We start from the raw sequence: 26,369 nt of genomic DNA on the forward strand, positions 1-26,369 counted from the left end.
CCCTCGTAGCCCGTCCGTAACACGGCTGGTGTTTTGTACGGGGCGGAGAACTCCGGTCGGGCATGGGGTGAACGCATGGTGGTGGAACAACTCCCGGGGCAGGTGCGGGAGTTCGCTCGGTATCTCAATGGCCTGCTGGCCCGCCTCGATCAGGGCGCCGGCTGGTGCGGCGTGTTCTGGCAGCGCGACCCCGACGGCATGCGTGCCTGCCTGGACGGGCGCGAAGTGCCGCCCTGGGACGTCGTGGAGGCGCTGCTCCAGGATCTCGCCGCCGAGTATGCGACGGGCGCCGTCACCCCCGAGGCCGAGCAGGCCCGTGCCCTGCACCAGGCCTCGCTCACCGCGTTCGACGCCCGCCCCGGCGCCCGCGACGCCCTCGGTGACCGGCTCGACGTGATGCTCCGTGAACAGCGGTACGCCGCCGAACGGCTCGCCGAACTGGGGCGGTTGCTCGGTTCCGCCGCCAACCACGAGGAGGCCGAAGGGCTCCGCCTCGACCTCGCCTGGGCCCACGACGACCACGAACGCGCCTCCGCCCGTTGCATCGAACTCCGGTCCCGGCTGGAGCAGTTGGCCCGCCGGGCCGTGAACGCGGCGACATCTCCCCGCCGTGACTCCGACGACGAGGCGGGCATGTTCGCCGGCCGCACCCAGAACGTCCGCCACCCCGCCGACGAACACCACGGCGACCCGCTGTCCGTGCCGAGGCAGCGCACCGACCCCGACCAGCAGCGCCCGGGCAGCGGCACGGCCACCTGGTACCGCGGCGACCACGACGGCGCCCCTCAGGGCGACGCCCACAGCACCCAGGAGCACCCGGGCGAGAGCGGGGCACCGCGACTCCCCGCCGACTGGTACGAGCCCCAGGCCCCCGAGCCCGAGCCCGAGCCCGAGAACCCCCGTCCCGCCGCCAAGCAGCGCTCCAAGCGCCGCACCCGTGGCAGTGCCCGTTTCGCCGGGATGACGGACGACGCGGACACCGGCGCCCTACCCGCCGTCGACCCCGCCCCCACCCCCGTACCGCCAGCGCGCGCCGCACCGGCCCGCCGTACCCCGCGCGGGGCGCGGTTCGCCGGCGCCGCCGAGGCGGCCAAACCCGCGGTGCCCGTCCGGGAGGCGCTGGACGAGGACGCACGGCACGACACCATCGACGCCGTCCGGACCCTCGTACGACTGCGGAACGAGGGACGCAGCGGGGAGGCGCACGCCCTGCTCGTCGAGGCGGCGTACTGGCCCGCCGCGCGTTTTCCCCTGCTCGCCGCCGAACTGCACCGGGCCGGGCTCGGCGCCGACTGGGCCACCCTGCTCTGGGAGGCCGCCTCCCTGCCCGCCGTCAGCCTGCTCGCCGCCGCCGACGCGCTGGTCGCGGCGGGGCGTGGGCCCGACGGCCAGCAGATCCTGCGGCAGGGCATCGTGCGGCCGGCGGCGGAGATCGGCGAGGCCGTGCTCGGGCTCGTCGAGGAGGGCCGGCAGCGCGAGGCGCGTGCGCTCCTCGACGCGTACGTCCGGGTCCGCACCCCCGAGGAGGCCGCCCGCAGTGTCGCCGCCGACCCCCAGCGGCTCGTACCCCTGCTCCTGGAGGCGGCCCGGGGTGCCTCCGAGGAGCGGTACTGGGATCTGGTGCACGCCCTCCGGGTCGCCGGGCACAGCGCCTGATCCGGTCGGCCACGACTCGCCCACAGGAGTGTGAAACGTGATCGACTCCGCGGGTTAACGGCGATGGTCTTGGCAAGGCTTCTCGGGAGGCTTACTTTCAAGCCCCTACGACCTCTGTCTACGGGCGTAGAGGCTCTCTGACGTCCAGCCGGAAGGAACGGGTCATGGCCAACGTCGTACGTGCCGCTCTGGTTCAGGCCACCTGGACCGGCGACACCGAGTCCATGGTCGCCAAGCATGTGGAGCACGCCCGTGAGGCCGCCCGGCAGGGTGCCAAGGTCATCGGGTTCCAGGAAGTCTTCAACGCCCCCTACTTCTGCCAGGTCCAGGAGCCCGAGCACTACAGCTGGGCCGAGCCCGTGCCCGACGGGCCCACGGTGGTTCGTATGCAGGAGCTGGCCCGCGAGACCGGCATGGTGATCGTCGTGCCCGTGTTCGAGGTCGAGCAGTCCGGGTTCTACTTCAACACCGCGGCCGTGATCGACGCCGACGGCACCTACCTCGGCAAGTACCGCAAACACCACATCCCCCAGGTCAAGGGCTTCTGGGAGAAGTACTACTTCAAGCCCGGCAACCTCGGCTGGCCCGTCTTCGAGACGGCCGTCGGCAGGATCGGCGTATACATCTGCTACGACCGGCACTTCCCGGAGGGCTGGCGCCAGCTCGGGCTGAACGGCGCCCAGCTCGTCTACAACCCGTCTGCCACCTCGCGCGGCCTCTCCGCGTACCTGTGGCAGCTGGAGCAGCCGGCGGCGGCCGTCGCCAACGAGTACTTCATCGCCGCCATCAACCGGGTGGGTCAGGAGGAGTACGGGGACAACGACTTCTACGGCACCTCGTACTTCGTGAACCCGCGCGGTCAGTTCGTCGGCGACGTCGCCAGCGACAAGGGCGAGGAACTCGTCGTGCGTGATCTGGATTTCGATCTCATCGAGGAAGTCCGGCAGCAGTGGGCCTTCTACCGGGACCGGCGGCCGGACGCGTATGAAGGGCTGGTGCAGCCGTGAGTGATCTGTACGGGCGACACAAGGCCGTCCTGCCGGACTGGCTCGCCGTCTATTACGAGGACCCGATCGAGATCACGCACGGCGAGGGCCGCCATGTGTGGGACGCGAACGGGAAGCAGTACCTCGACTTCTTCGGCGGCATCCTCACCACGATGACCGCGCACGCGCTGCCCGAGGTCACCAAGGCGGTGAGCGAACAGGCCGGGCGGATCATCCACTCGTCCACGCTCTACCTCAACCGCCCGATGGTCGAACTCGCCGAGCGCATCGCCCAGCTGTCCGGTATCCCGGACGCCCGCGTCTTCTTCACCACCTCCGGCACGGAGGCCAACGACACGGCGCTGCTCCTCGCCACCTCCTACCGGCGCAGCAACCAGATCCTGGCGATGCGCAACAGCTACCACGGCCGTTCGTTCAGCACGGTCGGCATCACCGGCAACAAGGGCTGGTCTCCCACCTCCCTCTCGCCCCTCCAGACCCTGTACGTCCACGGCGGCGTCCGCACCCGTGGTCCGTACGCCGATCTCAGCGACGACGAGTTCATCGCCGCCTGCGTCGCCGACCTGGAGGACCTGCTCGGACACGTCCGTCCGCCCGCCGCCCTGATCGCCGAACCCATCCAGGGCGTCGGCGGCTTCACCTCCCCTCCCGACGGGCTGTACGCGGCCTTCCGCCGGGTGCTCCAGGAGCGCGGCATCCTCTGGATCGCCGACGAGGTGCAGACCGGCTGGGGCCGCACCGGAGAGCACTTCTGGGGCTGGCAGGCCCACGCGGAGAACGGCCCGCCGGACATCATCACCTTCGCCAAGGGCATCGGAAACGGCATGTCCATCGGCGGGGTCGTCGCCCGCGCCGAGGTCATGAACTGCCTCGACTCCAACTCCATCTCGACCTTCGGCGGCACCCAGATCACCATGGCGGCCGGCCTCGCCAACCTCACCTACCTCCTGGAACACGACCTCCAGGGCAACGCCCGGCGCGTCGGCGGCCTCCTCATCGAACGGCTGCGGGCCGTCACCGCGCAGCTGCCGGGCGTCCGGGAGGTCCGCGGGCGCGGGCTGATGATCGGCATCGAGCTGGTGAAGCCCGGTACGGAGACCGCCGACCCGGAGACCGCCGCCGCCGTACTCGAAGCGGCCCGGGAAGAAGGGCTGCTCCTCGGCAAGGGCGGCGGCCACAACACCAGCGCGCTGCGTATCGCACCGCCAATGTCGCTCACCGTCGCGGAGGCCGAGGAGGGCGTCGCGATCCTCGAACGGGCTCTGAGGAGCTGCGTCCAGTAACACCACAGCAAGGAAGTCCGCCATGCTCACGACCACCACCTTGGAACCCGCCCTGTCGGTCCGCCAGGTCCTCGGCCTGGAACGGGTGCTCGCGGGCGAGCCCGAGGTGGTGGCCGGGGCCGGCCATCTCGACCGGGCCGTGCGCTGGGTGCACGTAGCCGAGGCCGCCGACGTCGGCGTGATGCTCAGCGGCGGCGAGATGGTGCTCACGACCGGGGTGCTGCTCGCCGGGGACGAGGAGGCCCAGGCCGAGTACATCCGCTCGCTGCACCGGGCGGAGGCCGCCGCGGTTGTTCTCGGGCTCGGGCGGGCCTTTCCGTCGCCGCCGGACGTCATGCGGCGCGCGGCCGAGCGGTGCGGGCTGCCGATGGTGGTGCTCCACCGGCCGTTCCCCTTCGCGGAGTTGACGGAGGAGGTCCAGTCCCGGCTGGTGCGGCGGAAGTTCGCCGCCGTGAGCCTGTCGGAGGCGGTAAGGACCGCCCTCACCGGGCTGATCACGAGTGGCGCCCCGCTGCAACTGCTCCTCGACGAGGTCGCCTCGCACAGTGCGTGTCCCGTCGTCGTCACCAACCTCGCCCATCGGGTCCTCGCCACGTCGGGGGAGCGGTCGGCCGTCGACGACGTGCTGCGGGACTGGGAGCGGATCTCCCGGCAGGCCGGCGGCAGCGAGGGCGACGGGTGGATCCGCGCCGAGCTGGGCGGGCGTGGGGAACGGTGGGGGCGGATCGTGCTCTGCGGGTACCGCGGTGACGTGGCCACCGGACGGCTGCTCGCCGACCGGGCCGCCGAGGCACTCGTCCTGCACCGCATGCTCGGGGGCTCCGTGCACACCTGGGAGGAGCAGTCCGCGCAGAGCCTGCTGACGGACCTGGTGAGCGGAGTCGTACCGGCCCGGCAACTGCTTCCGCGGGCGCGGGCAGCCGGACTGCCCGTCAACCGGCGGACCTTCGTGCCGCTCGTCGTACGGGACGGTGAACCCGCCGAAGTCGACCGCGTACTACGGCTGTTGGGGCTGCCGGGGCTGGTCGCCGAGCTCGCCGACGACGCCACCGCCGTCCTGCTGAGCCTCGCCCGGGACCAGGACGCCAAGGCGCTCGCCGCACACTTCGCACTCCGGCTGCGTACGGAGACCGGCGAGGGCCGGACCGTCGTGGCGGCCGCCGAGGCGCTGGCCTCCTGGGACGACGTACCCACCGGACTGCGCGAGGCGCTGCACGTCGCCGCGGCCGTCGCGGCCACTCCGGCGGGGCAGGATCTGCCGGTGCTGGTGCACCTGAGGGACGTACGGCTGCGTGGGCTCGTCCGGTTGCTGCGGGACGATCCGCAGGTGCAGGCGTTCGCCGAGCGCGAGCTGGACGGGCTGCTGTGCGGGGCGGAGGGCGAGTCCGAACTGCTGCCCGTGCTGCGGACCTATCTCGCCACCGGACGCAACAAATCACGTACAGCGCAACTGCATCATGTCTCGCGGCCCGCGCTCTACCGGCGGCTGGAAGCGATACAGACGCGGCTCGGACTCGATCTCGACGACTTCGAGCAGGCCGCCTCCGTGCATATCGCGCTCCTCGCGCACGACGCTCAACAAGGCTGAGAACCGCTGCTCGAACCGTTCTCCATTGCTCCGTCTTACCGCTCCGAAACATCAGAGGACCTGGGAAAACAGTGGTGAAACATGGGCCGACGTGAGGGTGACACCGTGGAACGCCGAACGTCCGCAGGCGTGACACCGTGCAACTCAAACCCGCTCTTCAGGCTTCCTAGGCTCGCCCTACACCGAGTGACCGGAGGTCCCGATGAGCAGGGTGATTCGCGCCGCCATTTTCCAGACTGCCTGGACGGGCGACAAGGAGTCGATGATCCAGGTCCACGAGCAGGCGGTCCGCGACGCCGCGGCGCAGGGTGCTCAAGTCATGTGCTTCCAGGAGCTGTTCTACGGACCGTACTTCTGCCAGGTCCAGGACAAGGCGTTCTACGAGTACGCCGAGCAGATCCCGAACGGCCCGATCGTCAAGCGCTTCCAGGCGCTCGCCAAGGAACTGGGCATCGTCCTCGTCCTGCCGATGTACGAGGAGGAGCAGCCCGGCGTCCTCTACAACACGGCTGCAGTGATCGACGCGGACGGCTCGTACCTCGGCAAGTACCGCAAGCACCACATTCCACAGGTCAACGGCTTCTGGGAGAAGTTCTACTTCCGCCCGGGCAACGTCGGCTGGCCCGTCTTCGACACCGCCGTGGGCAAGATCGGCGTCTACATCTGCTACGACCGGCACTTCCCGGAGGGCTGGCGTGCGCTGGGCCTCGAAGGCGCCGAGATCGTCTTCAACCCGTCGGCCACCTCGCGCGGGCTGTCCTCCTACCTGTGGCAGCTGGAGCAGCCGGCGGCGGCCGTCGCCAACGAGTACTTCGTCGGTGCGATCAACCGGGTCGGCGTCGAGGAACTCGGCGACAACGACTTCTACGGGACCTCGTACTTCGTGGACCCGGAGGCGCAGTTCGTCGGCGAGGTGGCGAGCGACAAGGAGACCGAGCTCGTCGTCCGCGACCTCGACCTGGCCAAGATGCGCGAGGTCCGCGACCGCTGGCAGTTCTTCCGCGACCGCCGCCCCGACGCGTACGGCCCGCTGACGGCACCGTAAAACAGGCGGGCTCCCGCGCCCCTGGAGGGGCGAAGCCCTCCAGGGGCGCGGGGAACTGCGCGACCAGCCACAAACAACCCGCACTCACCGATCGCTGTTAGGAGAGGGAGTATGAGCGCCCGTACCGTCATCCGCGGTGGCCTCGTCATCACCGCATCCGACGAGATCCACGCCGACGTCCTCATCGAGGACGGCCGAATCGCCGCCCTCGCTGCCGCAGGCACCTCCGCCGCCGAGGCGTGGACGGCCGAGCGGACCATAGACGCCACCGGGAAGTACGTGATCCCGGGCGGCGTCGACGCGCACACCCACATGGAACTGCCGTTCGGCGGTACGGCCGCCTCGGACACCTTCGAGACCGGCACCCGGGCCGCCGCCTGGGGCGGTACGACCACGATCATCGACTTCGCCGTGCAGAACGTCGGCCAGTCGCTGCGCGACGGACTCGACACCTGGAACGCCAAGGCCGACGGCAACTGCGCCATCGACTACGGCTTCCACATGATCGTCTCCGACGTGAACCAGGACACCCTCAAGGAGATGGACCTGCTCGTCGAGGAGGGCGTCACCTCCTTCAAGCAGTTCATGGCCTACCCGGGCGTCTTCTACAGCGACGACGGCCAGATCCTGCGCGCCATGCAGCGCTCCGCCGAGAACGGCGGCCTGATGATGATGCACGCCGAGAACGGCATCGCGATCGATGTGCTGGTGGAGCAGGCGCTGGCCCGGGGGGAGACCGACCCGCGTTTCCACGGCGAGGTCCGCAAGGCACTCCTCGAAGCCGAGGCCACGCACCGCGCCATCAAGCTCGCGCAGGTCGCCGGCGCACCCCTGTACGTCGTCCACGTCTCGGCGCAGGAGGCAGTCGCCGAGCTGGTACGGGCGCGTGACCAGGGGCTCAACGTCTTCGGCGAGACCTGCCCGCAGTACCTGTTCCTGTCGACCGACAACCTTGCCGAGCCGGACTTCGAGGGCGCGAAGTACGTGTGCTCGACGCCGCTGCGGCCCAAGGACCACCAGGCCGCGCTGTGGCGGGGCCTGCGGACCAACGACCTCCAGGTCGTCTCCACGGACCACTGCCCGTTCTGCTTCCAGGGCCAGAAGGAGCTGGGCCGCGGCGACTTCTCGAAGATCCCCAACGGGCTCCCGGGCATCGAGCACCGCATGGACCTCCTCCACCAGGCCGTCGTCGACGGGCACATCGGCCGCCGCCGCTGGATCGAGATCGCCTGCGCCACCCCGGCGCGGATGTTCGGCCTCTACCCGAAGAAGGGCACCATCGCCCCGGGCGCCGACGCCGACATCGTCATCTACGACCCGGCGGCCGAGCAGATCCTCTCCGCCGAGACCCACCACATGAACGTCGACTACTCGGCGTACGAGGGCAAGCGGATCACCGGCCGCGTCGAGACCGTCCTGTCGCGGGGCGAACTCGTCATCACCGAGCGGGAGTTCACCGGACGCGCGGGTCACGGCGTCTACACCCCCCGCTCCACCTGTCAGTACCTGAACTAGGAGCACAGATGGACTTCGGACTCGTCCTCCAGACCGACCCGCCGGCCTCGCGTGTCATCGAGCTGATGCAACGCGCCGAGGGCAACGGCTTCACGTACGGCTGGACCTTCGACTCCGCCGTGCTGTGGCAGGAACCGTTCGTGATCTACAGTCAGATCCTTTCCAGCACCGAGAAGTTGACGGTCGGGCCCATGGTCACCAATCCGGGCACCCGTACGTGGGAGGTCACCGCCTCCACCTTCGCGACCCTCAACGACATGTTCGGCAACCGCACGGTGTGCGGCATCGGCCGCGGTGACTCCGCGATGCGTGTCGCCGGCCGGACTCCCAACACCCTGGCCCGGATCAGCGGCGCGATGAAGGTCATCCGCTCGCTGGGTCGCGGTGACGAGGCCGACCTCGGCGGTACGGTGATCAAGTTCCCGTGGGTGCGGCCGGGTGCCGAACTCCCCGTCTGGATGGCCGCGTACGGCCCCAAGGCGCTCAAGATGACCGGCGAGGAGGCCGACGGGTTCATCCTCCAGCTCGCCGACCTCTACCTCACCGAGTACATGGTGAAGACGGTCAAGGATGCGGCCGTCGCCGCCGGACGCGACCCGTCCGAGGTGAAGATCTGCGTCGCCGCCCCCGCGTACATCACCGAGGACGACTCGCCCGAGGCGCTCGCCCACGCCCGCGAACAGTGCCGCTGGTTCGGTGGGATGGTCGGCAACCACGTCGCCGACCTGGTGTCGAAGTACGGCGAACACTCCGCCGCCGTACCCGAGGAACTCACCGACTACATCAAGTCCCGTGAGGGCTACGACTACTCCCACCACGGACGGGCCGACAACCCCGACACCCAGTTCGTGCCCGACGAGATCGTCGACCGGTTCTGCGTCATCGGCACCCCGGAGATGCACATCGAGAAGCTCAACAAGCTGCGTGAGCTCGGCGTCGACCAGTTCGCCGTCTACGACATGCACGACGCCCAGGAAAAGGTCATCGACGCCTACGGGTCGACGGTGATCCCGGCCGTCAACGCCTGACGTAGCCGAACTCCCGCTGTGTTACGCACCCATCATCTCCCCCTCCCCGGCGTTCAGGTTGCCGGGGAGGGGGTCAGGACACCTCCGGGTGTCCTGTGCGCATCCCCCAACGCGCCACCCGCACGGCCTTTCCCGACCCACCTCTTTGATTGGCCTGCCCATGACCGACACCGCTCCCACGGCCATACCGCCGTCCCCTCAAGTCACCCTCCCCGACGGCCGGGTGGAGATCTCCCCCGACGCGCCCGTTCCCAGCGGGCCGTACGCCAACGAGGACCTGCTGCCGGTTCCCGTCGAGAAGCGCACCTGGAACACGTACAACTTCTCGGCTCTCTGGGTGGGCATGGCCCACAACACGGCCTCCTGGACCCTCGCCTCGGGTCTGATCGCCGTGGGCATGGACTGGAAGCAGGCCGTGCTCACGATCGCCCTCGCGAACGTGATCGTGCTGATCCCGATGCTGCTCACCGGGCACGCCGGACCCAAGTACGGCATTCCCTTCCCCGTCTTCGCCCGCGCCTCCTTCGGGATCCGCGGTGCCAACCTGCCTGCCGTCGTGCGGGCGTTGGTGGCCTGTGGCTGGTTCGGTATCCAGACCTGGATCGGTGGCGAGGCGATCTTCTTCCTCGCCGGCAAGCTCATCGGTGACGACTGGGCGAACGCCTCGCACATCGGCGGCTACGCCTGGACGATGTGGCTGTCCTTCGCCATCTTCTGGGCGCTCCAGGTCGCGATCATCTACCGGGGCATGGAGATGATCCGCCGTTTCGAGAACTGGGCCGCGCCCTTCGTGCTCGTCGGCGCCGGCGCGATGCTGTGGTGGATGGCCGACAAGGCCGGCGGCTTCGGTCCGCTGCTGGACCAGCCCTCCAAGCTGGGCTACGGCGCCGACTTCTGGAAGATCTTCGCGCCCGCCCTCATGGGCATGATCGGCTTCTGGTCCACGCTGTCGCTGAACATCCCGGACTTCACCCGGTACGGGAAGAGCCAGAAGGCCCAGACGTGGGGGCAGGCGCTCGGCCTGCCGACCACGATGACGCTGTTCGCGTTCCTGTCCGTCATGGTCACCTCGGGCTCGCAGGCCGTGTACGGCGAGGCCATCTGGGACCCGGTACAGCTCGCCGCCAAGACCGACAACGTCTTCGGGCTGCTGTTCGCCCTGGTCACCGTGCTGGTGGCGACCCTGTCCGTGAACGTCGCGGCCAACCTGGTCTCCCCGGCCTTCGACTTCTCCAACATCGCCCCGCGCAAGATCAGCTTCCGGGCCGGCGCGCTGGCCACCTGCGTCCTCGGCGTCCTGATCTTCCCGTGGAAGCTGTACTCCGACCCGCAGGGCTACATCTTCACCTGGCTCGGCCTGGTCGGCGGTCTCCTCGGCACGGTCGCCGGCATCCTCATCGCCGACTACTGGATCCTGCGCCGCGGCAAGCTCGACCTCGCCGACCTGTACACCGCGGGCGGCCGCTACTGGTACGACAACGGCTGGAACTGGCGTGCGGTCGTCGCCTTCCTGGTCGGCGGCGTGCTGGCAGTCGGCGGCGCCGACTTCGACCCGCTGATCGACGGCCGTCCCATCCCGGCGCTGTCCTCACTGGCCGACTACGGCTGGGCCGTCGGCCTGGGCACCTCGATGGTGCTCTACCTGGTGCTGATGCTGGCACGCGGAAAGGACAAGACGGAGGTCTGACGCGTGATGTGCGACGTGTAATGCGTGACGCGTGACGGAGGGCGGTCGGTGCTACTGACCGCCCTCCAGTGCTGCCACCGCGTCCCGGGCGGCCTTGATGGCACCCTTGTTGATCACATCCGTGCTGGGCGCCTTCTTCGACTCGAAGTCGCTGCCGTTGTACGTGATCACCAGCAGCGCGTTGGACGCGCGGACCAGCACCACGCCCTCGCGGGTCTGCTGCTTGTCCTCCGTGGTGAGGTTCACGACGGAATAGGCGGCGTCACCGAGACCCGGCACCACCCCGCCGCCGCTCTTCTCCGTCAGGCGCTCCTTGTACGTCTTCTCCGCCGCCGCGTCCGTGTCGGACAGCTCGAACGACACGTCGAGCCAGCGGTAGTCGTACCCCTTGAGCGCGTTCCAGGAGCAGGTGCGGCGCGCCTTCGTGTCCGTCGACGGGATCTCCTTCCCGGCCGTCTTGGCGCCCGGGACGAGGGACTTGATCGTTTTCGCGGTCACACTCGTACAGGGCGCGGGCGCGGCGGCGAACGTCTTCGAGGCCGCCGCCGTCGAGGGCGCGGAGGGCGACGCGGACGCGCCCTTGGTGGCCGACTCGTTGTTGTCGGTCGGTGCCGCGGAGAGCGGACCCGAGGACAGCGCCCAGCCGGCGATGGCGATGACGGCGACCGGCGCCAGGCGCGTGGTGAGTGCGAGCGGCAGAGGAAGGCTCAAGGCGCACTTCTCGTGGGGGACGGTGCGGCGGGGGGTCCGCACTCCGGACGGGACGCCAGTGTCACATGACTGCCTGTGGGGCGGAAGCACGAACTCGCTCCGTGCCCGCACGATGACAGTCACTCACGGTCGGCTGCCCGTCCTGTCCGCCGGAATGCGCAAATCGCCGTCGATAGCACCCAATTCACTCTCAGTGCTATCTAATGCGGCGAACGCGCCATAGGTGATGAGGCGGACCAGCTGTTCGTCGGTGTGGTGTGGTGTGCGCCAGGCCGGGCCGGGGCCGGGGTCGTCCAGCAGCGGGGAGCGGGCGGAGGGGCCGCTGTCGTTCCGTACGTCCGCTGCGCCGCCCGAGCCGTTCGGACCGGCTCTTGACACCTCGGAGTCGTGACACCGGTACCGCGCCGGCGCAAGCTGTTAACCGCTTGCGCCACCCCCATCCCCATCCGCAGCCTTGACGCATGTCTTCCTCATCGATCACCACAGAGCACGCGTCCCCCGAACCCCCCGCCGTGCGTGAGGAGATCCTCGCCTACTACGCGCGGGGCAAGGAGGACGCCAGGATCCGGCAGGGGTCCGGGCGGCTGGAGTTCTGGCGGACCCAGGACATCCTGCGGCGGCTTCTGCCCGCTGCCCCCGCGCGCGTGCTGGATGTCGGCGGGGGCAGCGGGGTGCACGCGGAGTGGCTGGCGCGGGACGGGTACGAGGTCGAACTCGTCGATCCCGTACCGCTGCACCTGGAACAGGCGGGACGGCTTCCCGGCGTCGCCGTCCGGCTCGGGGACGCCCGCGCGCTGCCCGCGGACGTCGCCTCCCACGACGTGGTCCTGATGCTGGGCCCGCTGTATCACCTGCCGGAACGGCAGGACCGGGTAAGGGCGTTGACCGAGGCGTTGCGGGTCGTCCGGCCCGGGGGACTGGTGGTCGCAGCCACCATCAACCGCCATGCCGCGCTGCACGACCTGCTCCGCGAGGAGCACTACTTCGACCCGGCGCACCGGGCCCGCACCGACGAAGTCAGCGCCACCGGCAGACACGGCACCGACGGCGGCCTGTTCACGACCGCCTACTTCGCCGAACCGACCGAGGTGCCCGCCGAGTTCGCCGAGGCCGGACTCGTCCCGGAGGGCCAGTACGGGGTGGAGGGCGTCGCCTGGCTCATGGGCGGCGTCGAACGGTGGCTGGACGACGCGGAGCGCCGTGAGGCCGTCCTGTCCGCGACCCGCCGCATCGAGTCCGAACCGGCGCTGCTCGGCGCCAGTGGCCATGTGCTGACGGCGGGGCGTAGCCGGCCGTAGCCGGTGTGGCAGGTGCGGCACACAGGGTACGTACGATCATCGGATCGCGTGTCGTGCAGTGAAGGAGCCGCCCGTGTTCACCACCCGACCCACGCTCCAGGGCACCTTCGGCATGGTGTCCTCCACACACTGGCTGGCCTCGCAGTCCGCGATGGCCGTCCTGGAGAACGGCGGCAACGCCTACGATGCCGCCGTCGCCGCGGGCTTCGTCCTGCACGTCGTCGAACCGCACCTCAACGGGCCCGGTGGTGAGGTCCCGATCATCGTCGCCCCGGCCGACGGTGACGTACAGGTGCTGTGCGGGCAGGGCGTCGCGCCCGCCGGGGCCACGATCGCGCACTACAGGGGGCTCGGTCTGGATCTCGTACCCGGCACCGGACCCCTCGCCGCCGCCGTGCCCGGTGCCTTCGACGCCTGGATGCTCCTGCTCCGCGACCACGGCACCAAGCCGCTCGCCGACGTCCTGACATACGCCATCGGGTACGCCGAGGACGGGCACGCGCCCGTGGAGCGCGTCGGTGAGACCGTCGAGACGGTACGCGAGCTGTTCGAGACGGAGTGGACCTCGTCGGCGGACGTGTACCTGCCCGGCGGACAGGCACCCCGGCCCGGCGAGCTGTTCCGCAATCCCGCACTGGCCGCGACCTGGAAACGGCTCCTCGCCGAGGTCGCCGGGGCGGGGGACCGCATCGCCCAGATCGAGGCGGCCCGGGAGGTCTGGCGCACCGGCTTCATCGCCGAGGCGCTGGTACGCCAGTCCGCGCGTCCCACCCTGGACACCAGCGGTGAGCACCACACCGGCACGCTGACGGCCACCGACCTCGCCTCCTGGTCCGCGGCCTACGAGGCCCCGGCGACGTACGACTGGCGCGGCTGGACCCTCTGCAAGGCCGGCCCCTGGAGCCAGGGCCCCGCCTTCCTCCAGCAGCTCGCGCTCCTCCCGCCGGAGCTGCCCGCGTACGAGTCCGCCGAGTACGTCCACCTGCTGATCGAGGGCTGCAAACTCGCCATGGCGGACCGGGAGGCCTGGTACGGGGACGCGGCCGGCGCGGCCGACGTGCCGCTCGACGACCTGCTGTCCGAGACCTACAACGCCGCTCGGCGGGCGCTCGTCGGAGACAAGGCCTCCTGCGAGCTGCGTCCCGGCGGCCCGGGAGGGCGCACTCCGCGGATCAGTGAGCATGCGCGCGTGGTCACCGTCGACGAGCCGGGCTCCGTCGCGATGGGGGCCGGCGAGCCGACGGTCGCGAAGAGGCCCTCGGACGCGGCCCTGTCCCCGGTGCCCGGCGAGCCGGCCGTCCGTGCCGACGGGCTCACCCGGGGTGACACCTGTCACCTCGACGTCGTCGACCGCTGGGGCAACATGGTCGCCGCCACACCCAGCGGCGGCTGGCTCCAGTCCAACCCGGTCGTGCCCGAGCTCGGCTTCCCGCTCGGCACCCGGCTCCAGATGGCCTGGCTGGAGGAGGGGCTGCCCAGCTCCCTCGCCCCTGGCCGCCGCCCCCGGACCACCCTCACGCCCTCCGTCGCACTGCGCGACGGGGTGCCGGTCATGGCGTTCGGCACGCCCGGCGGGGACCAGCAGGACCAGTGGCAGCTGCACTTCTTCCTGGCGGTCGCCCTGCGCCCGGACGTACGCGGCGGCCTGGACCTCCAGGGCGCGATCGACGCCCCGAACTGGCACAACGACAGCTTTCCCGGTTCGTTCCACCCGCGCGGCATGCGCCCGGGGAGCGTCACCGTGGAGTCCCGCATGGCACGCGGGGTGATCGAGGAGCTGCGCCGCCGGGGGCACGACGTGACGATCGGCGACACCTGGTCCGAGGGGCGGCTGTGCGCGGTCGCCCGGGACCCGGAGACGGGCGTGCTGTCGGCAGCGGCGAACCCGCGGGGGATGCAGGGGTACGCGGTCGGGCGCTGATGTCCGAATCCTGGTATTCAGGCCGATTCCATCCCATGTCCACCGGGCGGGTGGGGATTGTCAGTGGCGCGTGCTCTCATGGAGGCATGATCGGAGACACCGAAACCATCGAAGAGTTTCTCGCCCGGCACACGTCGGACGTCGAAGAAGCGGTCCGCACGGCGGCGGCCACGGAGATCATGCCGCGCTTCCGCCAGCTCGCCGCGCACGAGGTCGACCAGAAGAGCGGCCCGCACGACCTGGTGACGGACGCCGACCGCAAGGCCGAGCTGTACCTCACCGACGTGCTGCCCAAGCTGCTGCCCGGCTCCGTCGTGGTCGGCGAGGAAGCGGTCCACGCCAACCCGGCGTCGTACGAGGCGATACAGGGCGACGCGCCGGTCTGGATCGTCGACCCCGTCGACGGCACCCGGCAGTTCGTCCACGGCGACCCCGGTTTCTGCACACTGGTCGCGCTGGCGCACGGCGGAGTCGTCCGCGCGTCCTGGACGTTCGCACCGGCGCGCGACCAACTCGCCACGGCGATTCGCGGGCAGGGCGCCTTCCTCGACGGCACGCCCCTGCACGCGGGCCCGCCCGAGGTGGGCCGTGACCTCCAGGTGGCCACCTCCCACCCGGACTACACGACCGACGAACAGAAGCGCGCGCTCCTCGGCCTGTGGACGGACGGCGTCCGGCCGCGCGCCTGCGGTTCGGCGGGCCTGGAGTACCTGGCCATCGCCCGGGGCGAGCTGGACGCCACGGCGTTCTCCTGGGAGGCCGCCTGGGACCACGCGGCCGGCATCCTCCTCGTCGAGGAGGCGGGCGGCGCCCATCTGACCCGCGCGGGCGAGCCGTTCCGCATAACGGGCGGCAACGTGCTGCCGTTCACCGCGGCGCGGGACGCGGCCACGGCTCGCCGGGTGGTGGAGCTGCTGTCGGCCGGAGCCTGACCTGCGGGCGGGCCGAGCTGAACCGCAGCGAGACGACCTCGAACTCGGCCACGGTGCCGACCGCCGGCCAGTCCCCGGGATCGAAGGGCAGCCAGGCGATGTCGACGAAGGCGTCCACCGGCGCGTTGATGTCGACGAACAGGCCCGTCCGGCCCGGCCCCCACGGCAGCGCGCACACCATGCCGGTGAGCCGGGCGCCCTCCGGCAGCGGGCCGGTGTCGTAGTGGCTGAAGTGCCGGTGCCGCAGGGCCGTGGACCACGCCCGCTCGAACTCCGACTCGGCTACGTCCACCGCCTCCGGCGGCACCTCCACGGCGCCCTCGGTGAACGCCCCGTACACGGCCTGGTGGAGCTGGACGCCCAGACGCCCGAACCGTTCGCGCACGAGGGCGAGTTGGGCCTGTGCGACGGCCATCGAAGCGCCGCCGGAGGTGGTGCCGTCGGGGTTCCGGAGGGGCTCGCAGGAGTGCGGGACCTCCAGCGCCGCCTCGAAGACCGCCTGCCGCATCACCCAGCCGTCGTCCTCGACCTCGAACCAGTACCAGGCGGTGTCGTCGGCGTCCTTGCCGGGCGACTGGATGCGGAAACGGCGCGTCATCCGGCCGAGGTTACCCGTGCCGGGGAGTGTCAGTGTCCCGGCATATCCTGATCTCAACTGGCCGCCGGCTGACGAAGGAGTCCGAAGGTGCCGTCGATGCTCGATGTGGTCGTGGTGGGGGCAGGGCCCAACGGGCTGACGGCTGCCGTGGAGCTGGCCCGCCGAGGCTTCTCCGTGGCCGTCTTCGAGGCGCGTGACACCGTCGGCGGCGGCGCCCGCACGGAGGAACTCACCCTTCCCGGCTTCCGGCACGACCCCTGCTCGGCCGCGCACCCCCTCGGTGTCAACTCCCCGGCGTTCAGGGCGATGCCACTGGCGCGATACGGCCTGGAGTGGCTGCACGCCGAGCTGCCCATGGCCCACCCCTTCCCGGACGGCACAGCCGCGGTGCTGTCCCGGTCCGTGGCCGAGACGGCCGCCTCCTTCGGGCCGCGCGACGCGGGCGCGTACCGCAGGCTGGTCGAGCCGTTCCTCAGCAAGTGGGACACCCTCGCCCACGACTTCATGTCGCTGCCCCTGACCTCGCTGCCCCGCGACCCGGTCACCCTCGCCCGCTTCGGCCTGGCCGGCCTGCCGCCCTCGACCTGGCTGATGCGCCGCTTCCGCGACGAGCGCGCGAAGGCCCTCTTCGCAGGCCTCGTCGGACACGTCATGGCCCCGCTGGGCGGGGTCGCCACCGGCGCCGTCGGCCTGGTCTTCGCCCTGGCGGCACACGCCCGGGGCTGGCCCGTCGCCCGCGGCGGCTCACAGTCCATCTCCGACGCGCTCACCGCGTATCTGACGGACCTCGGAGGCACCGTCCACACGGACTACGAGGTCAAGCGGCTGGACGATCTGCCACCCGCACGTGCGTATGTCTTCGACACCTCACCCACCGCACTGGCCCGCATCGCGGGCTTCGGCGGCTACTACGACCGCTATCGCTACGGCGCGGGCGTCTTCAAGGTCGACTACGCACTGGACGGCCCGGTGCCCTGGACGGCGAAGGAGGCGCGCACGGCGACCACCGTCCAGGTCGGTGCGAGCAGCGGAGAGATCGACACCGCCCTGCGCGCCGCGTCCCGCGAAGGCCGGGCGCCCGACACCCCGTTCCTGATCACCGTGCAGCCGAGCATCGCCGACCCCTCCCGCGCACCCGAGGGCAAGCAGGTCTTCTGGGCCTACGGACACGTCCCCAACGGCTGGACAGGCGACCTCACCGACGCCATCGAGCGCCAACTGGAGCGCTACGCCCCCGGCTTCCGCGACCGCGTCCTCGCCCGCGCGACCGCCGGCCCGCCCCAACTGGCGGCCTGCAACGCCAACTACATCGGCGGCGACATCGGCTCCGGCGCGGCCGCCGGCCTCCAGCTCATGCTGCGCCCCCGGCTCTCCCTGTTCCCGTACGCCACCCCGCACCCGGCCGTCTTCATCTGCTCCTCGGCCACCCCGCCGGGCCCCGGCGTGCACGGCATGTCGGGACACAACGCGGCGAAGGCCGTCTGGAGGAGGCTGCGACAGTCATGACCACCATCACGCTTGTCAAGGGCGACATCACCCGACAGAGTGCCGACGCAATCGTCAACGCGGCGAACTCGTCACTCCTGGGTGGGGGAGGCGTCGACGGAGCGATCCACCGCCGAGGCGGCCCCGAGATCCTCGCCGCCTGCCGAGCCCTGCGCGCGTCGCACTACGGCAAGGGCCTGGCCACCGGCAAGGCGGTCGCCACGACCGCGGGCGAACTGGACGCCCGCTGGGTGATCCACACGGTCGGCCCCGTGTTCAGCGCCACGGACGACCGCTCGGACCAACTCGCCTCCTGCTACCGGGAGTCCCTGCGCATCGCCGACGAACTGGGCGCCCGCACGGTAGCGTTCCCCGCCATCTCCACGGGCATCTTCCGCTGGCCGATGGAGGACGCGGCGCGCATCGCGGTGGGCGTGGTGCGGGAAGCGGAGACCACGGTGGAAGAGGTGCGGTTCGTCCTGTTCGACGAGCAGGCGTACGAGGCGTTCGCGGCGCAACTCCGCTGACGGCAAGTGGGTTGCACCGACCCGCGATCGCCTGTGCCGAGCACTGGACGGCCGCTCACCAGCCGCCGGAGAGCAGGGGCGGGCACCGAGCGCGGGCCGCCCGTCGACGGCGGCGCCCACGACGCTCCGACAGTTGTGCTCCGACCACGACGCTACGACGGCGGCTTCAGCTCCCCCTGCGCTGCCTGCAGGTCGGCCAGCAGCTCCGCCTGCCCGGCCAGCACACCGGACAGGATGATCCGCGCGACCCGGAGCAACTCGGCCACGTGAGGGCTGGTCAGCGAGTAGTACACGGTCGAGCCCTCCTTGCGGGTGACGACCAGGTTGGCCCGGCGCAACACCGCCAACTGCTGCGACAGGTGCGCGGGTTCGATGCCCACCTCGGGCAGCATCTCGGCGACCGCGTGCTCACGCTCGCTCAGCAGCTCCAGCACGCGGATACGGGCCGGATGCCCGAGGGTCTTGAAGAACTCGGCCTTGAGTTGGTAGAGCGGCGTGCTCATCGTGCCGTTGCCTCCCCGGGACAGTGGCGCGGCCGAACCGGCCGGTCCTCGGCGCATCGCACCCAACCCTTCATGAACACCATGGCGCCCATCCTCGCCCAGATCGCCGTCAGTTGGATCGCGGAGGCCCACGCCGGGGTACGTACGACCGGCAGCCGCAAGGCCTCGCCTCCGGAGACGTCGACCCTGCGCAGAGCGGCGGGCGTGGTGCTCATCGGGGCCTCTCCTCGCTGATGTCCGGGGTCTCGGCCGTGTTCGCGGACCTGGCCGCGTTCATGGTCCTGGTCTTCTGGGCCGGTACGGCGGACAGGACTCCGGCGGATTCCAGGTGATCGCGCGCCCCCTGGATCGCCTCGGGGGTCGTGACGTACTCGCGGCCCTCCAGCCGGAGGAGGTCCAACAGGCCCACGGAATCGAGAACTTGGCGCTGCCCCGGACGCACTCCGGAGAACATGACGACGATGCCGCGCCGGTTCAGCTTCTGGACCGCGTCCTTCAGCACCAGCGCACCGGTCGCGTCCATGGTCGACACCCGGGACATCCGCAGGATCACGACCCGTACGTCCGCCACCTCCGTCAGTTCCAGCAGGAAACGGTGGGCGGCGGCGAAGAACAGCGGCCCGTCGATGCGATAGGCGACGATGTGCTCGGCCAGCAGCGCGTGCTCCTCCGCACTGTGGTCGCCCCGGTCCAGCGGGACCTCGTCGAGTCGGGCCTGCTTGGCCACGGCCCGCAGAGCGAGGGCGCCCGCGACGACCAGGCCGATGATCACCGCGTACACGAGGTCGAGGACGAGGGTGGCGGCGGCGGTCAGGACCAGGATCAGCGCGTCGGAGCGGGTCGCTCTGGCCATCGCCCGCAGCGCGCCGACCTCGACCATGCGGATCGCGGTGGCCAGCAGGACGCCCGCCAGCGCGGCCAGCGGGATCTTCGAGACCAGGGGCGCCGCCACGAAGACGATCACCGCGAGGATCACGGCATGGGTGAGCGCGGCGAGCCGGGAACCGGCACCCGTACGGACGTTCACGGCGGTCCGTGCGATCGCCGCCGTGGCCGGAACGCCACCGAACAGCGGGGCGGCGAGGTTGGCGACGCCCTGCCCGAACAGCTCACGGTCCGGGTCGTGCCGCTGGCCGACCGTCATCCCGTCCGCGACGGTCGCCGACAGCAGCGACTCCAGCGCGGCCAGCGCCGCCACCGCGACGGCCGGGGCGAGCAGCGAGGACAGCGCCGTCAGGTCGAGGAACGCCAGCGAGGGCGCGGGCAGGCCGGCGGGCAGATCCCCGATCGGAGCAGCCGCGTCCAGATGAAGAACCTGCGCCAGCACCGTGGCGACGATCACCGCGACGATCGAGAACGGAACGGTCGGCCGCCACCGCGCGCCCACCAGCATGACCACCGCGACCCCCACCGCCAGCGCGAACGCAGTCCAGTTGGGATGGCGGACGAACGCCTCGACAGCGCGCCAGGCGACCACGAGGACCTTGTCGCCCTCCGCCCCCGCCACCCCCAGCGCGTTCGGCAGTTGCTGAAGTCCGATGACGCAGGCGATGCCGAGGGTGAAGCCCTCCACGACGGGAGCGGGCACGTACCGCATGTACTTGCCGGCACGGGCCAGAGCGAGCCCGATCAGCAGCAGCCCGGCCAGCAGCCCGACGGTCAGCACCCCGCCGGGACCGTACTGGGCGACGATCGGAACCAGGACCACGGTCATCGCCCCGGTCGGCCCCGACACCTGCAGATTCGATCCGCCGAACACCGCCGCCAGCGCCCCCGCGACCACCGCGGTCGCCAGCCCCGCTGCCGCACCGAGCCCGGAGGAGACTCCGAAGCCGAGTGCGAGGGGCAGCGCCACGATCGCCACGGTGAGGCCGGCGAGGAGATCCCGGCGCGGATCGCGGCCCATTGCCTCGATGTCGGCACGCACGGGCAGCAGGGACCGCACCGGGCCCCACGCGCGGCTGATCACAGAGCCGCTCACTCCGCCGCGACCTCGGCTTCCCGCAGCTCGACCGGTAGCGCCGGACACGGCAGGCCCCTCTTTCGTTGCTGACAAAATCTTGCTGACAAAGCCAATAAAGCATCTAGGTAATTGCGAAATTTGGCAATTCCGCATCCGATGGCGACGCTGACGTCCGGCCGGTGGTTCACCGGCCGCGGATCAGGCCTTCTTCACCACGCTCGACTTGAGCTGCATCGCCCCGAAACCGTCGACCTTGCAGTCGATGTCATGGCCGTCGACCCCGTCGACCAGCCGGATGTTGCGCACCTTGGTGCCGGCCTTGATCCCCGAGGGACTGCCCTTGACCTTGAGCGCCTTGACGACGACCACGCTGTCACCGTCCTGCAGCACATTGCCGACGGCGTCTTTGATCACCCGCGCGCCGATGGGGTCGTTCCCCACGGCACCGCTCTCGGCGGGAGCCCATTCGTGGCCGCACTCCGGGCACACCACCAGGGCGTTCATCTCGTAGGTGTACTCGCACGAGCACTTCGGACAGGGGGGAGGGTTATCGATCATTCCGTCAGGGTAATGGCGGCCGGGCTTCGGGCGCCCCCGCTGTGGGAGGGTCCTGCATGCCTGCATGCCTGCATGCCGAAGGGGTTACCTGGTGGCGGCGGTGGTGGCGTCGACGTCGGTCTCGGCGTCCGCGTCGCTCAGTCCGAGCCGCAGATGCTCCACGTGGTAGACCGCCTGGTCGAGGAGCTCGGCGACATGGTGATCGTGCAGCGCGTACACCACCGACCGGCCGCGGCGCTCGCCGACGACCAGGCCCAGGTTGCGCAGCAGCCGCAACTGGTGCGAGCACGCCGACTGCTCCATGCCCACCTCGGCCGCCAACTCCGTCGCCGGAAGCGGACCTTCGCGCAGTCGCGCCAGGATCAGCAGGCGGGACGGCGTGGACAGGGCCTGGAGGGTCGTGGCCACCTTCGCGACATTGTCCGCGTCGAGGCGTACGCGCTCGGCGGCGTCCTGCGCGGTGGTGACGGCTCCATGACCCATGGCCGTATCTTACTCATCGCACATGAACGAATGAATGAGTGTTCATATGTTCCTGTATGGTTGCTCGGGTGACTGCCACTCTCACCCCGTCCCCGGTCGCCCCGTCGCCCACCGCGCCGACCGCACTCCGCCGCCGTACCCGCGTCCTCGCCCTCCCCGAAGCCCGCTGGGCCACCGCGGCCACCGCCCTGTTCTTGCTCGCCCTGCCCCTCCAGCTGACCGGCGCATCCGCCTGGACCTGGGGTGCGCTCTACGCCATGGCGTACGTCACCGGGGGCTGGGAGCCCGGCTGGGAAGGCCTGAAGGCGCTCAAGGAACGCACCCTCGACGTCGACCTGCTGATGATCGTCGCCGCGCTCGGCGCCGCCGCGATCGGCCAGGTCATGGACGGCGCCCTGCTGATCGTCATCTTCGCGACCTCCGGCGCCCTGGAGGCCCTGGCCACCGCCCGCACCGCCGACTCGGTCCGCGGCCTGCTCGATCTGGCCCCTGCCACGGCAACTCGGCTTGATGCCGATGAACGCGAACTGACCGTTCCTGTCGCGGAGTTGACCGTCGGCGACACCATCCTCGTACGACCCGGAGAACGCGTCGGCGCCGACGGCCGCGTACTGGACGGCGCGAGCGAGGTCGACCAGGCGACCATCACCGGCGAACCACTGCCCGCACCGAAGGAACCGGGCGACGAGGTCTTCGCCGGCACCCTCAACGGCACCGGCGCCCTGCGCGTACGGGTCGAACGCGACGCCTCCGACTCGGTGATCGCCCGGATCGTGCGCATGGTCGAGGAGGCGTCCGAGACCAAGGCGCCCACCCAGCTGTTCATCGAGAAGGTCGAGCAGCGCTACTCGCTGGGCATGGTCGCAGCCACCCTCGCCGTGTTCGCCGTACCGCTCGCCTTCGGCACCGACCTCACCGACGCCCTGCTGCGCGCGATGACCTTCATGATCGTGGCCTCGCCCTGCGCGGTCGTGCTCGCCACCATGCCGCCGCTGCTCTCGGCGATCGCCAACGCCGGACGGCACGGCGTACTCGTCAAGTCGGCGGTGGTGATGGAACGCCTCGGGCAGGTCGACGCCGTCGCCCTCGACAAGACCGGCACGCTCACCGAGGGCACACCGAAGGTGACGGACGTACGGCCGCTGCCGGGGGCGGGCGCGGAGCAGGCGGTGGGCTCGGCCCCGGTCCTAGCCCTGGGTGAGGACGAACTGCTGGCACTCGCTGCGGCGGCCGAGCACCCGAGCGAACACCCGCTGGCCCGGGCAGTGGTGGAGGCGGCACGTGAGCGCGGCCTGACGCTGTCCGTGGCGGAGGACTTCGACTCGACGCCGGGAGTGGGAGTGACGGCAACCGTGGACGGGCGTGTGGTCGCGGTGGGGGCGCCGGGACGGCTGCTGGACGGGGTTGGGGAGTCGGACGGTTCGGCAACTCGACTGCTGGTCAAGGAGGTTGAGGCGTCCGGTCGTACGGCGGTCCTCGTCGTCGCCGACAACGTGCCGCTGGGAGTGCTCGGTCTCGCCGACCGCCTGCGTCCCGGTGCCGCCGCCACCGTCGCCGCGCTGACCCAACTCACGGGCACTGCACCCGTGTTGCTGACCGGAGACAACCCGCGGGCCGCCGCCCGGCTGGCCGCCGAGGTCGGGATCGAGGACGTACGGGCTGGGCTGCTTCCCCAGCAGAAACTGGACGCCGTAAGGGAGTTGGAGGCCGCCGGGCGCAGGGTCATGGTCGTCGGGGACGGTGTCAACGACGCCCCGGCACTGGCCGCCGCCCACACCGGTGTGGCCATGGGTCGGGCGGGTTCCGACCTCGCCCTGGAAACCGCGGACGCGGTGATCGTGCGCGACGAGCTCACCTCGGTGCCCGCCGTGATCGCGCTCTCCCGGCGCGCCGGACGCCTGGTCATGCAGAATCTGGTGATCGCCGGGGTGTTCATCGCGGGCCTCGTAGCCTGGGACCTGATCGGCACGCTGCCGCTGCCGCTCGGTGTCGCGGGCCACGAGGGCTCGACCGTCCTCGTCGGCCTTAACGGGCTGCGGCTGCTGCGGGAGGCGGCTTGGCGGGATGCGGTGAGTGGGTGAGTGGGTGAGTGGGCGGGCCAGTCGGTGTCAGTGGCTGGGTGGCTGACTGGGCCAGTGGCTGAGCCAGTGGGCCACTGAGCCAGTCGGTGGGTCGGTGGGTGAGTGGCTCAGCCAGTGGGTCACCGAGCCAGCCGCTAGGCCGGTGGCTCAACCAGTGGGCCGGTGGGTGAGTGGCTGAGCCAGTGGGTCAGTGAGTCGGCCGGTGGGTCAGCCAGCGAGCCGGCGAGCCAGTTCAGCCAGTGACCAGGGTCAGTCACCGAGCCGGTAAGCCACTGAGCCCTGGACTGAGGGACGCAAAGTGATCCGGAGCGTCCCTGGACCCGCCACCTTGATGTCGGATTTCCGCCAGCCCAGCCCCGCCCCCATCGTCGATGCTGGACGTATGCGGAACGCGATGCACACCGACACCGAGCACTGCGTACGTGCCGTCCAGTCGAAGGACGCGCGCTTCGACGGCTGGTTCTTCACGGCGGTCCTGACCACCCGGATCTACTGCCGGCCCAGCTGCCCGGTGGTGCCGCCCAAGCCCGAGAACATGACCTTCTACCCGAGCGCGGCGGCCTGCCAGCAGGCGGGCTTCCGGGCCTGCAAGCGGTGCCGCCCGGACACCAGCCCCGGCTCGCCCGAGTGGAACCAGCGGGCCGACCTCGTGGCCCGCGCGATGCGGCTGATCGGCGACGGGATCGTGGACCGCGAGGGCGTTCCCGGCCTCGCCGCCCGCCTCGGCTACAGCACCCGCCAGATCGAACGGCAACTCCTCGCCGAACTGGGCGCGGGCCCGCTCGCCCTCGCCCGGGCCCAGCGCGCCCAGACCGCACGGCTCCTCGTCGAGACGACCGCGCTGCCCATGGCGGAGATCGCCTTCGCGGCCGGCTTCTCCTCGATCCGCACCTTCAACGACACCGTCCGCGAGGTCTTCGCCCTCTCCCCGAGCGAACTGCGCGACCGCCTCCCGAAGACGCGTATTCATGCGCACAGCGGTATGCGTACGACCGTCAGCACCCCGGCCGCGCTGAATCTCCGCCTCCCCTTCCGCGCCCCGCTCAACCCGGACAACCTCTTCGGCCACCTCGCCGCGACCGCCGTACCCGGCGTGGAGGAGTGGCGGGACGGCGCCTACCGCCGGACCCTGCGCCTCCCGTACGGGCACGGCATCGCCGCCCTCACGCCGACCCCCGACCACATAGCGTGCCGCCTCACCCTCAGCGACCTGCGTGACCTGCCCGTCGCCATCAGCCGCTGCCGCCGCATGCTCGACCTGGACGCCGATCCGGTCGCGGTCGACGAGCAGTTGCGCACGGACCCGGTGCTGGCGCCGCTCGTCGCGAAGGCCCCGGGGCGACGCGTCCCGCGCACGGTCGACGAGGCGGAGTTCGCCGTACGGGCGGTGCTCGGTCAGCAGGTCTCCACGGCCGCCGCCCGAACCCACGCGGCCCGTCTCGTCACGGCGTACGGCGACCCGGTCGACGACCCGGAGGGCGGCCTCACCCACCTCTTCCCGGCCCCGCAGTCCCTGGCCGCCCTCGACCCCGAGTCCCTGGCCATGCCCCGCAGCCGCCGGACCACCTTCACCACACTCGTACGACAACTCGCCGACGGCACCCTGCACTTGGGCGTCGAGAGCGACTGGCCGGAGGCTCGTGCCCGGCTTCTCGCCCTGCCCGGCTTCGGTCCCTGGACGGTCGATGTCATCGCGATGCGCGCCCTCGGCGACCCCGACGCGTTTCTCCCCACGGATCTCGGAATCCGGCGTGCGGCCCAGGAGTTGGGCCTCCCGTCGACGCCGGCCGCGCTCACGGCACGTGCGGCGGCCTGGCGGCCGTGGCGGGCGTACGCGGTCCAGTACCTGTGGGCGACGGACAGCCACCCGATCAACTTCCTCCCGGTATAAGGACGTCCGGCACAAGGACGCAAGGACGTAAGGAACCGCAGTGAAACAGCACACAGTCATCGACAGCCCGTACGGCCCCCTCACCCTCGTCGCCGACGACGGTGTCCTCTGCGGCCTCTACATGGTCGACCAGCGCCACCGTCCACCCTCGGAGAGCTTCGGTGCACGGGACGACACACCCTTCGGTGAGACGGCCGACCAGCTGAAGGCCTACTTCGAGGGCGAGTTGAACGAGTTCACCCTCGAACTCCGCCTGCCCGGCACCGACTTCCAGCGCAGCGTCTGGAAGCAGCTGTGCCGTATCCCGTACGGCGAGACCCGCTCGTACGGCGAACTCGCCGACGCCCTGGGCAACCCGAAGGCCTCCCGCGCGGTGGGTCTCGCCAACGGCAAGAACCCGATCGGCATCATCGTGCCCTGCCACCGGGTGGTCGGCGCCGACGGCAGCCTCACCGGGTACGGGGGCGGCCTGGAGCGCAAGCAGCGGCTGCTGGATTTCGAACGGGGGGAAGGAGGAACGACGCTCTTCCAGTCCCTCACCGACACCTCCCAACTCCCTCTCGGCGTCCTCCCGAGTCCTCCTGGCCCTCCTGGGCCGTCCTGATCCCT

The 26,369-nt window shown here is 70.8% G+C and carries 22 protein-coding genes and 1 pseudogene; 17 read left to right on the top strand and 6 right to left on the bottom strand.

Annotated elements, in window-relative coordinates:
- The first annotated feature begins 75 nt into the window (after window positions 1-75).
- The 8 genes from ACH4TV_RS44255 to ACH4TV_RS44290 all read left to right on the top strand — a co-directional run bounded on the left by ACH4TV_RS44255 (window position 76) and on the right by ACH4TV_RS44290 (window position 10,809).
- Window positions 76-1,656 (top strand): hypothetical protein, encoded by a 1,581-nt coding sequence (locus tag ACH4TV_RS44255; protein WP_398407095.1) that lies wholly within the window; start codon window positions 76-78, stop codon window positions 1,654-1,656.
- Window positions 1,657-1,820: 164 nt separating this feature from the next.
- Complete coding sequence (locus tag ACH4TV_RS44260; RefSeq protein WP_398407096.1) at window positions 1,821-2,663, top strand: nitrilase-related carbon-nitrogen hydrolase; 843 nt, start codon at window positions 1,821-1,823, stop codon at window positions 2,661-2,663.
- Entirely contained in the window at window positions 2,660-3,946 is a 1,287-nt protein-coding gene (locus tag ACH4TV_RS44265) for an aspartate aminotransferase family protein (RefSeq protein ID WP_398407097.1), read from the top strand. Before ACH4TV_RS44260 ends, ACH4TV_RS44265 begins: the two co-directional genes overlap by 4 nt.
- Before the next feature lie 22 nt (window positions 3,947-3,968).
- A complete protein-coding gene (locus tag ACH4TV_RS44270) occupies window positions 3,969-5,534 on the top strand; it encodes a PucR family transcriptional regulator (protein WP_398407098.1) in 1,566 nt (521 codons plus the stop codon).
- 202 nt (window positions 5,535-5,736) lie between these two features.
- The gene (locus ACH4TV_RS44275; protein ID WP_398407099.1) at window positions 5,737-6,579 is read left to right on the top strand and encodes a nitrilase-related carbon-nitrogen hydrolase; all 843 of its coding nucleotides are present in this window, start codon (window positions 5,737-5,739) and stop codon (window positions 6,577-6,579) included.
- 111 nt (window positions 6,580-6,690) lie between these two features.
- Window positions 6,691-8,094: a dihydropyrimidinase gene (hydA, locus tag ACH4TV_RS44280; protein ID WP_398407101.1), complete on the top strand. Its 1,404-nt coding sequence runs from the start codon at window positions 6,691-6,693 to the stop codon at window positions 8,092-8,094.
- 8 nt (window positions 8,095-8,102) lie between these two features.
- Window positions 8,103-9,122 (top strand): TIGR03842 family LLM class F420-dependent oxidoreductase, encoded by a 1,020-nt coding sequence (locus tag ACH4TV_RS44285; RefSeq protein WP_398407102.1) that lies wholly within the window; start codon window positions 8,103-8,105, stop codon window positions 9,120-9,122.
- 160 nt (window positions 9,123-9,282) lie between these two features.
- Window positions 9,283-10,809 carry an NCS1 family nucleobase:cation symporter-1 gene (locus ACH4TV_RS44290; protein WP_398407103.1) on the top strand — a complete coding sequence of 509 codons (1,527 nt, stop codon included), beginning with the start codon at window positions 9,283-9,285 and terminating at the stop codon, window positions 10,807-10,809.
- 51 nt (window positions 10,810-10,860) lie between these two features.
- On the opposite strand, the gene ACH4TV_RS44295 is transcribed toward ACH4TV_RS44290, so the two are convergent.
- Window positions 10,861-11,520 carry a hypothetical protein gene (locus ACH4TV_RS44295; RefSeq protein ID WP_398407104.1) on the bottom strand — a complete coding sequence of 220 codons (660 nt, stop codon included), beginning with the start codon at window positions 11,518-11,520 and terminating at the stop codon, window positions 10,861-10,863.
- Window positions 11,521-11,981: 461 nt separating this feature from the next.
- On the opposite strand from ACH4TV_RS44295, the gene ACH4TV_RS44300 reads away from it, so the two are divergent.
- The 3 genes from ACH4TV_RS44300 (at window position 11,982) to ACH4TV_RS44310 (ending at window position 15,671) form a co-directional block, all read left to right on the top strand.
- A complete protein-coding gene (locus ACH4TV_RS44300; protein WP_398407105.1) occupies window positions 11,982-12,818 on the top strand; it encodes a class I SAM-dependent methyltransferase in 837 nt (278 codons plus the stop codon).
- Between the two features lie 73 nt (window positions 12,819-12,891).
- Window positions 12,892-14,739 (top strand): gamma-glutamyltransferase family protein, encoded by a 1,848-nt coding sequence (locus ACH4TV_RS44305; protein ID WP_398407106.1) that lies wholly within the window; start codon window positions 12,892-12,894, stop codon window positions 14,737-14,739.
- Between the two features lie 86 nt (window positions 14,740-14,825).
- Window positions 14,826-15,671, top strand: coding sequence for an inositol monophosphatase family protein (locus ACH4TV_RS44310; RefSeq protein WP_398407107.1), 846 nt, complete (start codon window positions 14,826-14,828; stop codon window positions 15,669-15,671).
- On the opposite strand, the gene ACH4TV_RS44315 is transcribed toward ACH4TV_RS44310, so the two are convergent.
- The gene (locus ACH4TV_RS44315; RefSeq protein WP_398407108.1) at window positions 15,607-16,269 is read right to left on the bottom strand and encodes a hypothetical protein; all 663 of its coding nucleotides are present in this window, start codon (window positions 16,267-16,269) and stop codon (window positions 15,607-15,609) included. The genes ACH4TV_RS44310 and ACH4TV_RS44315 overlap by 65 nt on opposite strands.
- Before the next feature lie 96 nt (window positions 16,270-16,365).
- On the opposite strand from ACH4TV_RS44315, the gene ACH4TV_RS44320 reads away from it, so the two are divergent.
- Both ACH4TV_RS44320 and ACH4TV_RS44325 read left to right on the top strand, forming a co-directional pair.
- A complete protein-coding gene (locus tag ACH4TV_RS44320) occupies window positions 16,366-17,775 on the top strand; it encodes a phytoene desaturase family protein (protein WP_398407110.1) in 1,410 nt (469 codons plus the stop codon).
- Window positions 17,772-18,281 (top strand): O-acetyl-ADP-ribose deacetylase, encoded by a 510-nt coding sequence (locus ACH4TV_RS44325; RefSeq protein WP_398407111.1) that lies wholly within the window; start codon window positions 17,772-17,774, stop codon window positions 18,279-18,281. The genes ACH4TV_RS44320 and ACH4TV_RS44325 overlap by 4 nt, the downstream gene beginning before the upstream one ends.
- Before the next feature lie 152 nt (window positions 18,282-18,433).
- On the opposite strand, the gene ACH4TV_RS44330 is transcribed toward ACH4TV_RS44325, so the two are convergent.
- Entirely contained in the window at window positions 18,434-18,784 is a 351-nt protein-coding gene (locus ACH4TV_RS44330) for an ArsR/SmtB family transcription factor (RefSeq protein WP_398407112.1), read from the bottom strand.
- A gap of 72 nt (window positions 18,785-18,856) precedes the next feature.
- Between ACH4TV_RS44330 and ACH4TV_RS44335 the strand changes: the two genes are divergently transcribed.
- A complete protein-coding gene (locus ACH4TV_RS44335; RefSeq protein ID WP_398407113.1) occupies window positions 18,857-19,018 on the top strand; it encodes a hypothetical protein in 162 nt (53 codons plus the stop codon).
- Here ACH4TV_RS44335 and ACH4TV_RS44340 read toward each other — a convergent pair.
- The 3 genes from ACH4TV_RS44340 to ACH4TV_RS44350 all read right to left on the bottom strand — a co-directional run bounded on the left by ACH4TV_RS44340 (window position 18,996) and on the right by ACH4TV_RS44350 (window position 21,788).
- Window positions 18,996-20,690: a SulP family inorganic anion transporter gene (locus ACH4TV_RS44340; protein WP_398407142.1), complete on the bottom strand. Its 1,695-nt coding sequence runs from the start codon at window positions 20,688-20,690 to the stop codon at window positions 18,996-18,998. The two genes, ACH4TV_RS44335 and ACH4TV_RS44340, sit on opposite strands and share 23 nt — an antisense overlap.
- Window positions 20,691-20,945: 255 nt before the next feature.
- Window positions 20,946-21,305 (bottom strand): zinc ribbon domain-containing protein YjdM, encoded by a 360-nt coding sequence (locus ACH4TV_RS44345; protein WP_398407114.1) that lies wholly within the window; start codon window positions 21,303-21,305, stop codon window positions 20,946-20,948.
- An 84-nt stretch (window positions 21,306-21,389) separates the two neighbouring features.
- Window positions 21,390-21,788, bottom strand: a complete 399-nt coding sequence (locus tag ACH4TV_RS44350; RefSeq protein ID WP_398407115.1) for an ArsR/SmtB family transcription factor — start codon at window positions 21,786-21,788, stop codon at window positions 21,390-21,392.
- A 68-nt stretch (window positions 21,789-21,856) separates the two neighbouring features.
- Between ACH4TV_RS44350 and ACH4TV_RS44355 the strand changes: the two genes are divergently transcribed.
- The 3 genes and pseudogenes from ACH4TV_RS44355 to ACH4TV_RS44365 all read left to right on the top strand — a co-directional run.
- On the top strand, window positions 21,857-23,869 hold the full coding sequence (locus ACH4TV_RS44355) for a heavy metal translocating P-type ATPase (RefSeq protein ID WP_398407116.1): 2,013 nt from the start codon (window positions 21,857-21,859) through the stop codon (window positions 23,867-23,869).
- A gap of 382 nt (window positions 23,870-24,251) precedes the next feature.
- Window positions 24,252-25,760: an AlkA N-terminal domain-containing protein gene (locus tag ACH4TV_RS44360; protein ID WP_398407117.1), complete on the top strand. Its 1,509-nt coding sequence runs from the start codon at window positions 24,252-24,254 to the stop codon at window positions 25,758-25,760.
- A 40-nt stretch (window positions 25,761-25,800) separates the two neighbouring features.
- Window positions 25,801-26,268 (top strand): annotated as a pseudogene (locus ACH4TV_RS44365) (methylated-DNA--[protein]-cysteine S-methyltransferase); the annotation flags it as partial.
- Between the last annotated feature and the right edge of the window lie 101 nt (window positions 26,269-26,369).

This window comes from Streptomyces sp. NPDC020898 (genome assembly GCF_044333925.1).
Lineage (GTDB): Bacteria > Actinomycetota > Actinomycetes > Streptomycetales > Streptomycetaceae > Streptomyces.

Coding starts and splice junctions, on each gene's coding strand:
- ACH4TV_RS44285 (WP_398407102.1), top strand. CDS start 8,103: ATGGACTTCGGACTCGTCCTCCAGACCGACCCGCCGGCCTCGCGTGTC.
- ACH4TV_RS44310 (WP_398407107.1), top strand. CDS start 14,826: ATGATCGGAGACACCGAAACCATCGAAGAGTTTCTCGCCCGGCACACG.
- ACH4TV_RS44275 (WP_398407099.1), top strand. CDS start 5,737: ATGAGCAGGGTGATTCGCGCCGCCATTTTCCAGACTGCCTGGACGGGC.
- ACH4TV_RS44350 (WP_398407115.1), bottom strand. CDS start 21,788: ATGGGTCATGGAGCCGTCACCACCGCGCAGGACGCCGCCGAGCGCGTA.
- ACH4TV_RS44260 (WP_398407096.1), top strand. CDS start 1,821: ATGGCCAACGTCGTACGTGCCGCTCTGGTTCAGGCCACCTGGACCGGC.
- ACH4TV_RS44325 (WP_398407111.1), top strand. CDS start 17,772: ATGACCACCATCACGCTTGTCAAGGGCGACATCACCCGACAGAGTGCC.
- ACH4TV_RS44255 (WP_398407095.1), top strand. CDS start 76: ATGGTGGTGGAACAACTCCCGGGGCAGGTGCGGGAGTTCGCTCGGTAT.
- ACH4TV_RS44330 (WP_398407112.1), bottom strand. CDS start 18,784: ATGAGCACGCCGCTCTACCAACTCAAGGCCGAGTTCTTCAAGACCCTC.
- ACH4TV_RS44320 (WP_398407110.1), top strand. CDS start 16,366: ATGCTCGATGTGGTCGTGGTGGGGGCAGGGCCCAACGGGCTGACGGCT.
- ACH4TV_RS44335 (WP_398407113.1), top strand. CDS start 18,857: ATGAACACCATGGCGCCCATCCTCGCCCAGATCGCCGTCAGTTGGATC.
- ACH4TV_RS44315 (WP_398407108.1), bottom strand. CDS start 16,269: ATGACGCGCCGTTTCCGCATCCAGTCGCCCGGCAAGGACGCCGACGAC.
- ACH4TV_RS44345 (WP_398407114.1), bottom strand. CDS start 21,305: ATGATCGATAACCCTCCCCCCTGTCCGAAGTGCTCGTGCGAGTACACC.
- ACH4TV_RS44340 (WP_398407142.1), bottom strand. CDS start 20,690: ATGGGCCGCGATCCGCGCCGGGATCTCCTCGCCGGCCTCACCGTGGCG.
- ACH4TV_RS44360 (WP_398407117.1), top strand. CDS start 24,252: ATGCGGAACGCGATGCACACCGACACCGAGCACTGCGTACGTGCCGTC.
- ACH4TV_RS44290 (WP_398407103.1), top strand. CDS start 9,283: ATGACCGACACCGCTCCCACGGCCATACCGCCGTCCCCTCAAGTCACC.
- hydA (WP_398407101.1), top strand. CDS start 6,691: ATGAGCGCCCGTACCGTCATCCGCGGTGGCCTCGTCATCACCGCATCC.
- ACH4TV_RS44300 (WP_398407105.1), top strand. CDS start 11,982: ATGTCTTCCTCATCGATCACCACAGAGCACGCGTCCCCCGAACCCCCC.
- ACH4TV_RS44270 (WP_398407098.1), top strand. CDS start 3,969: ATGCTCACGACCACCACCTTGGAACCCGCCCTGTCGGTCCGCCAGGTC.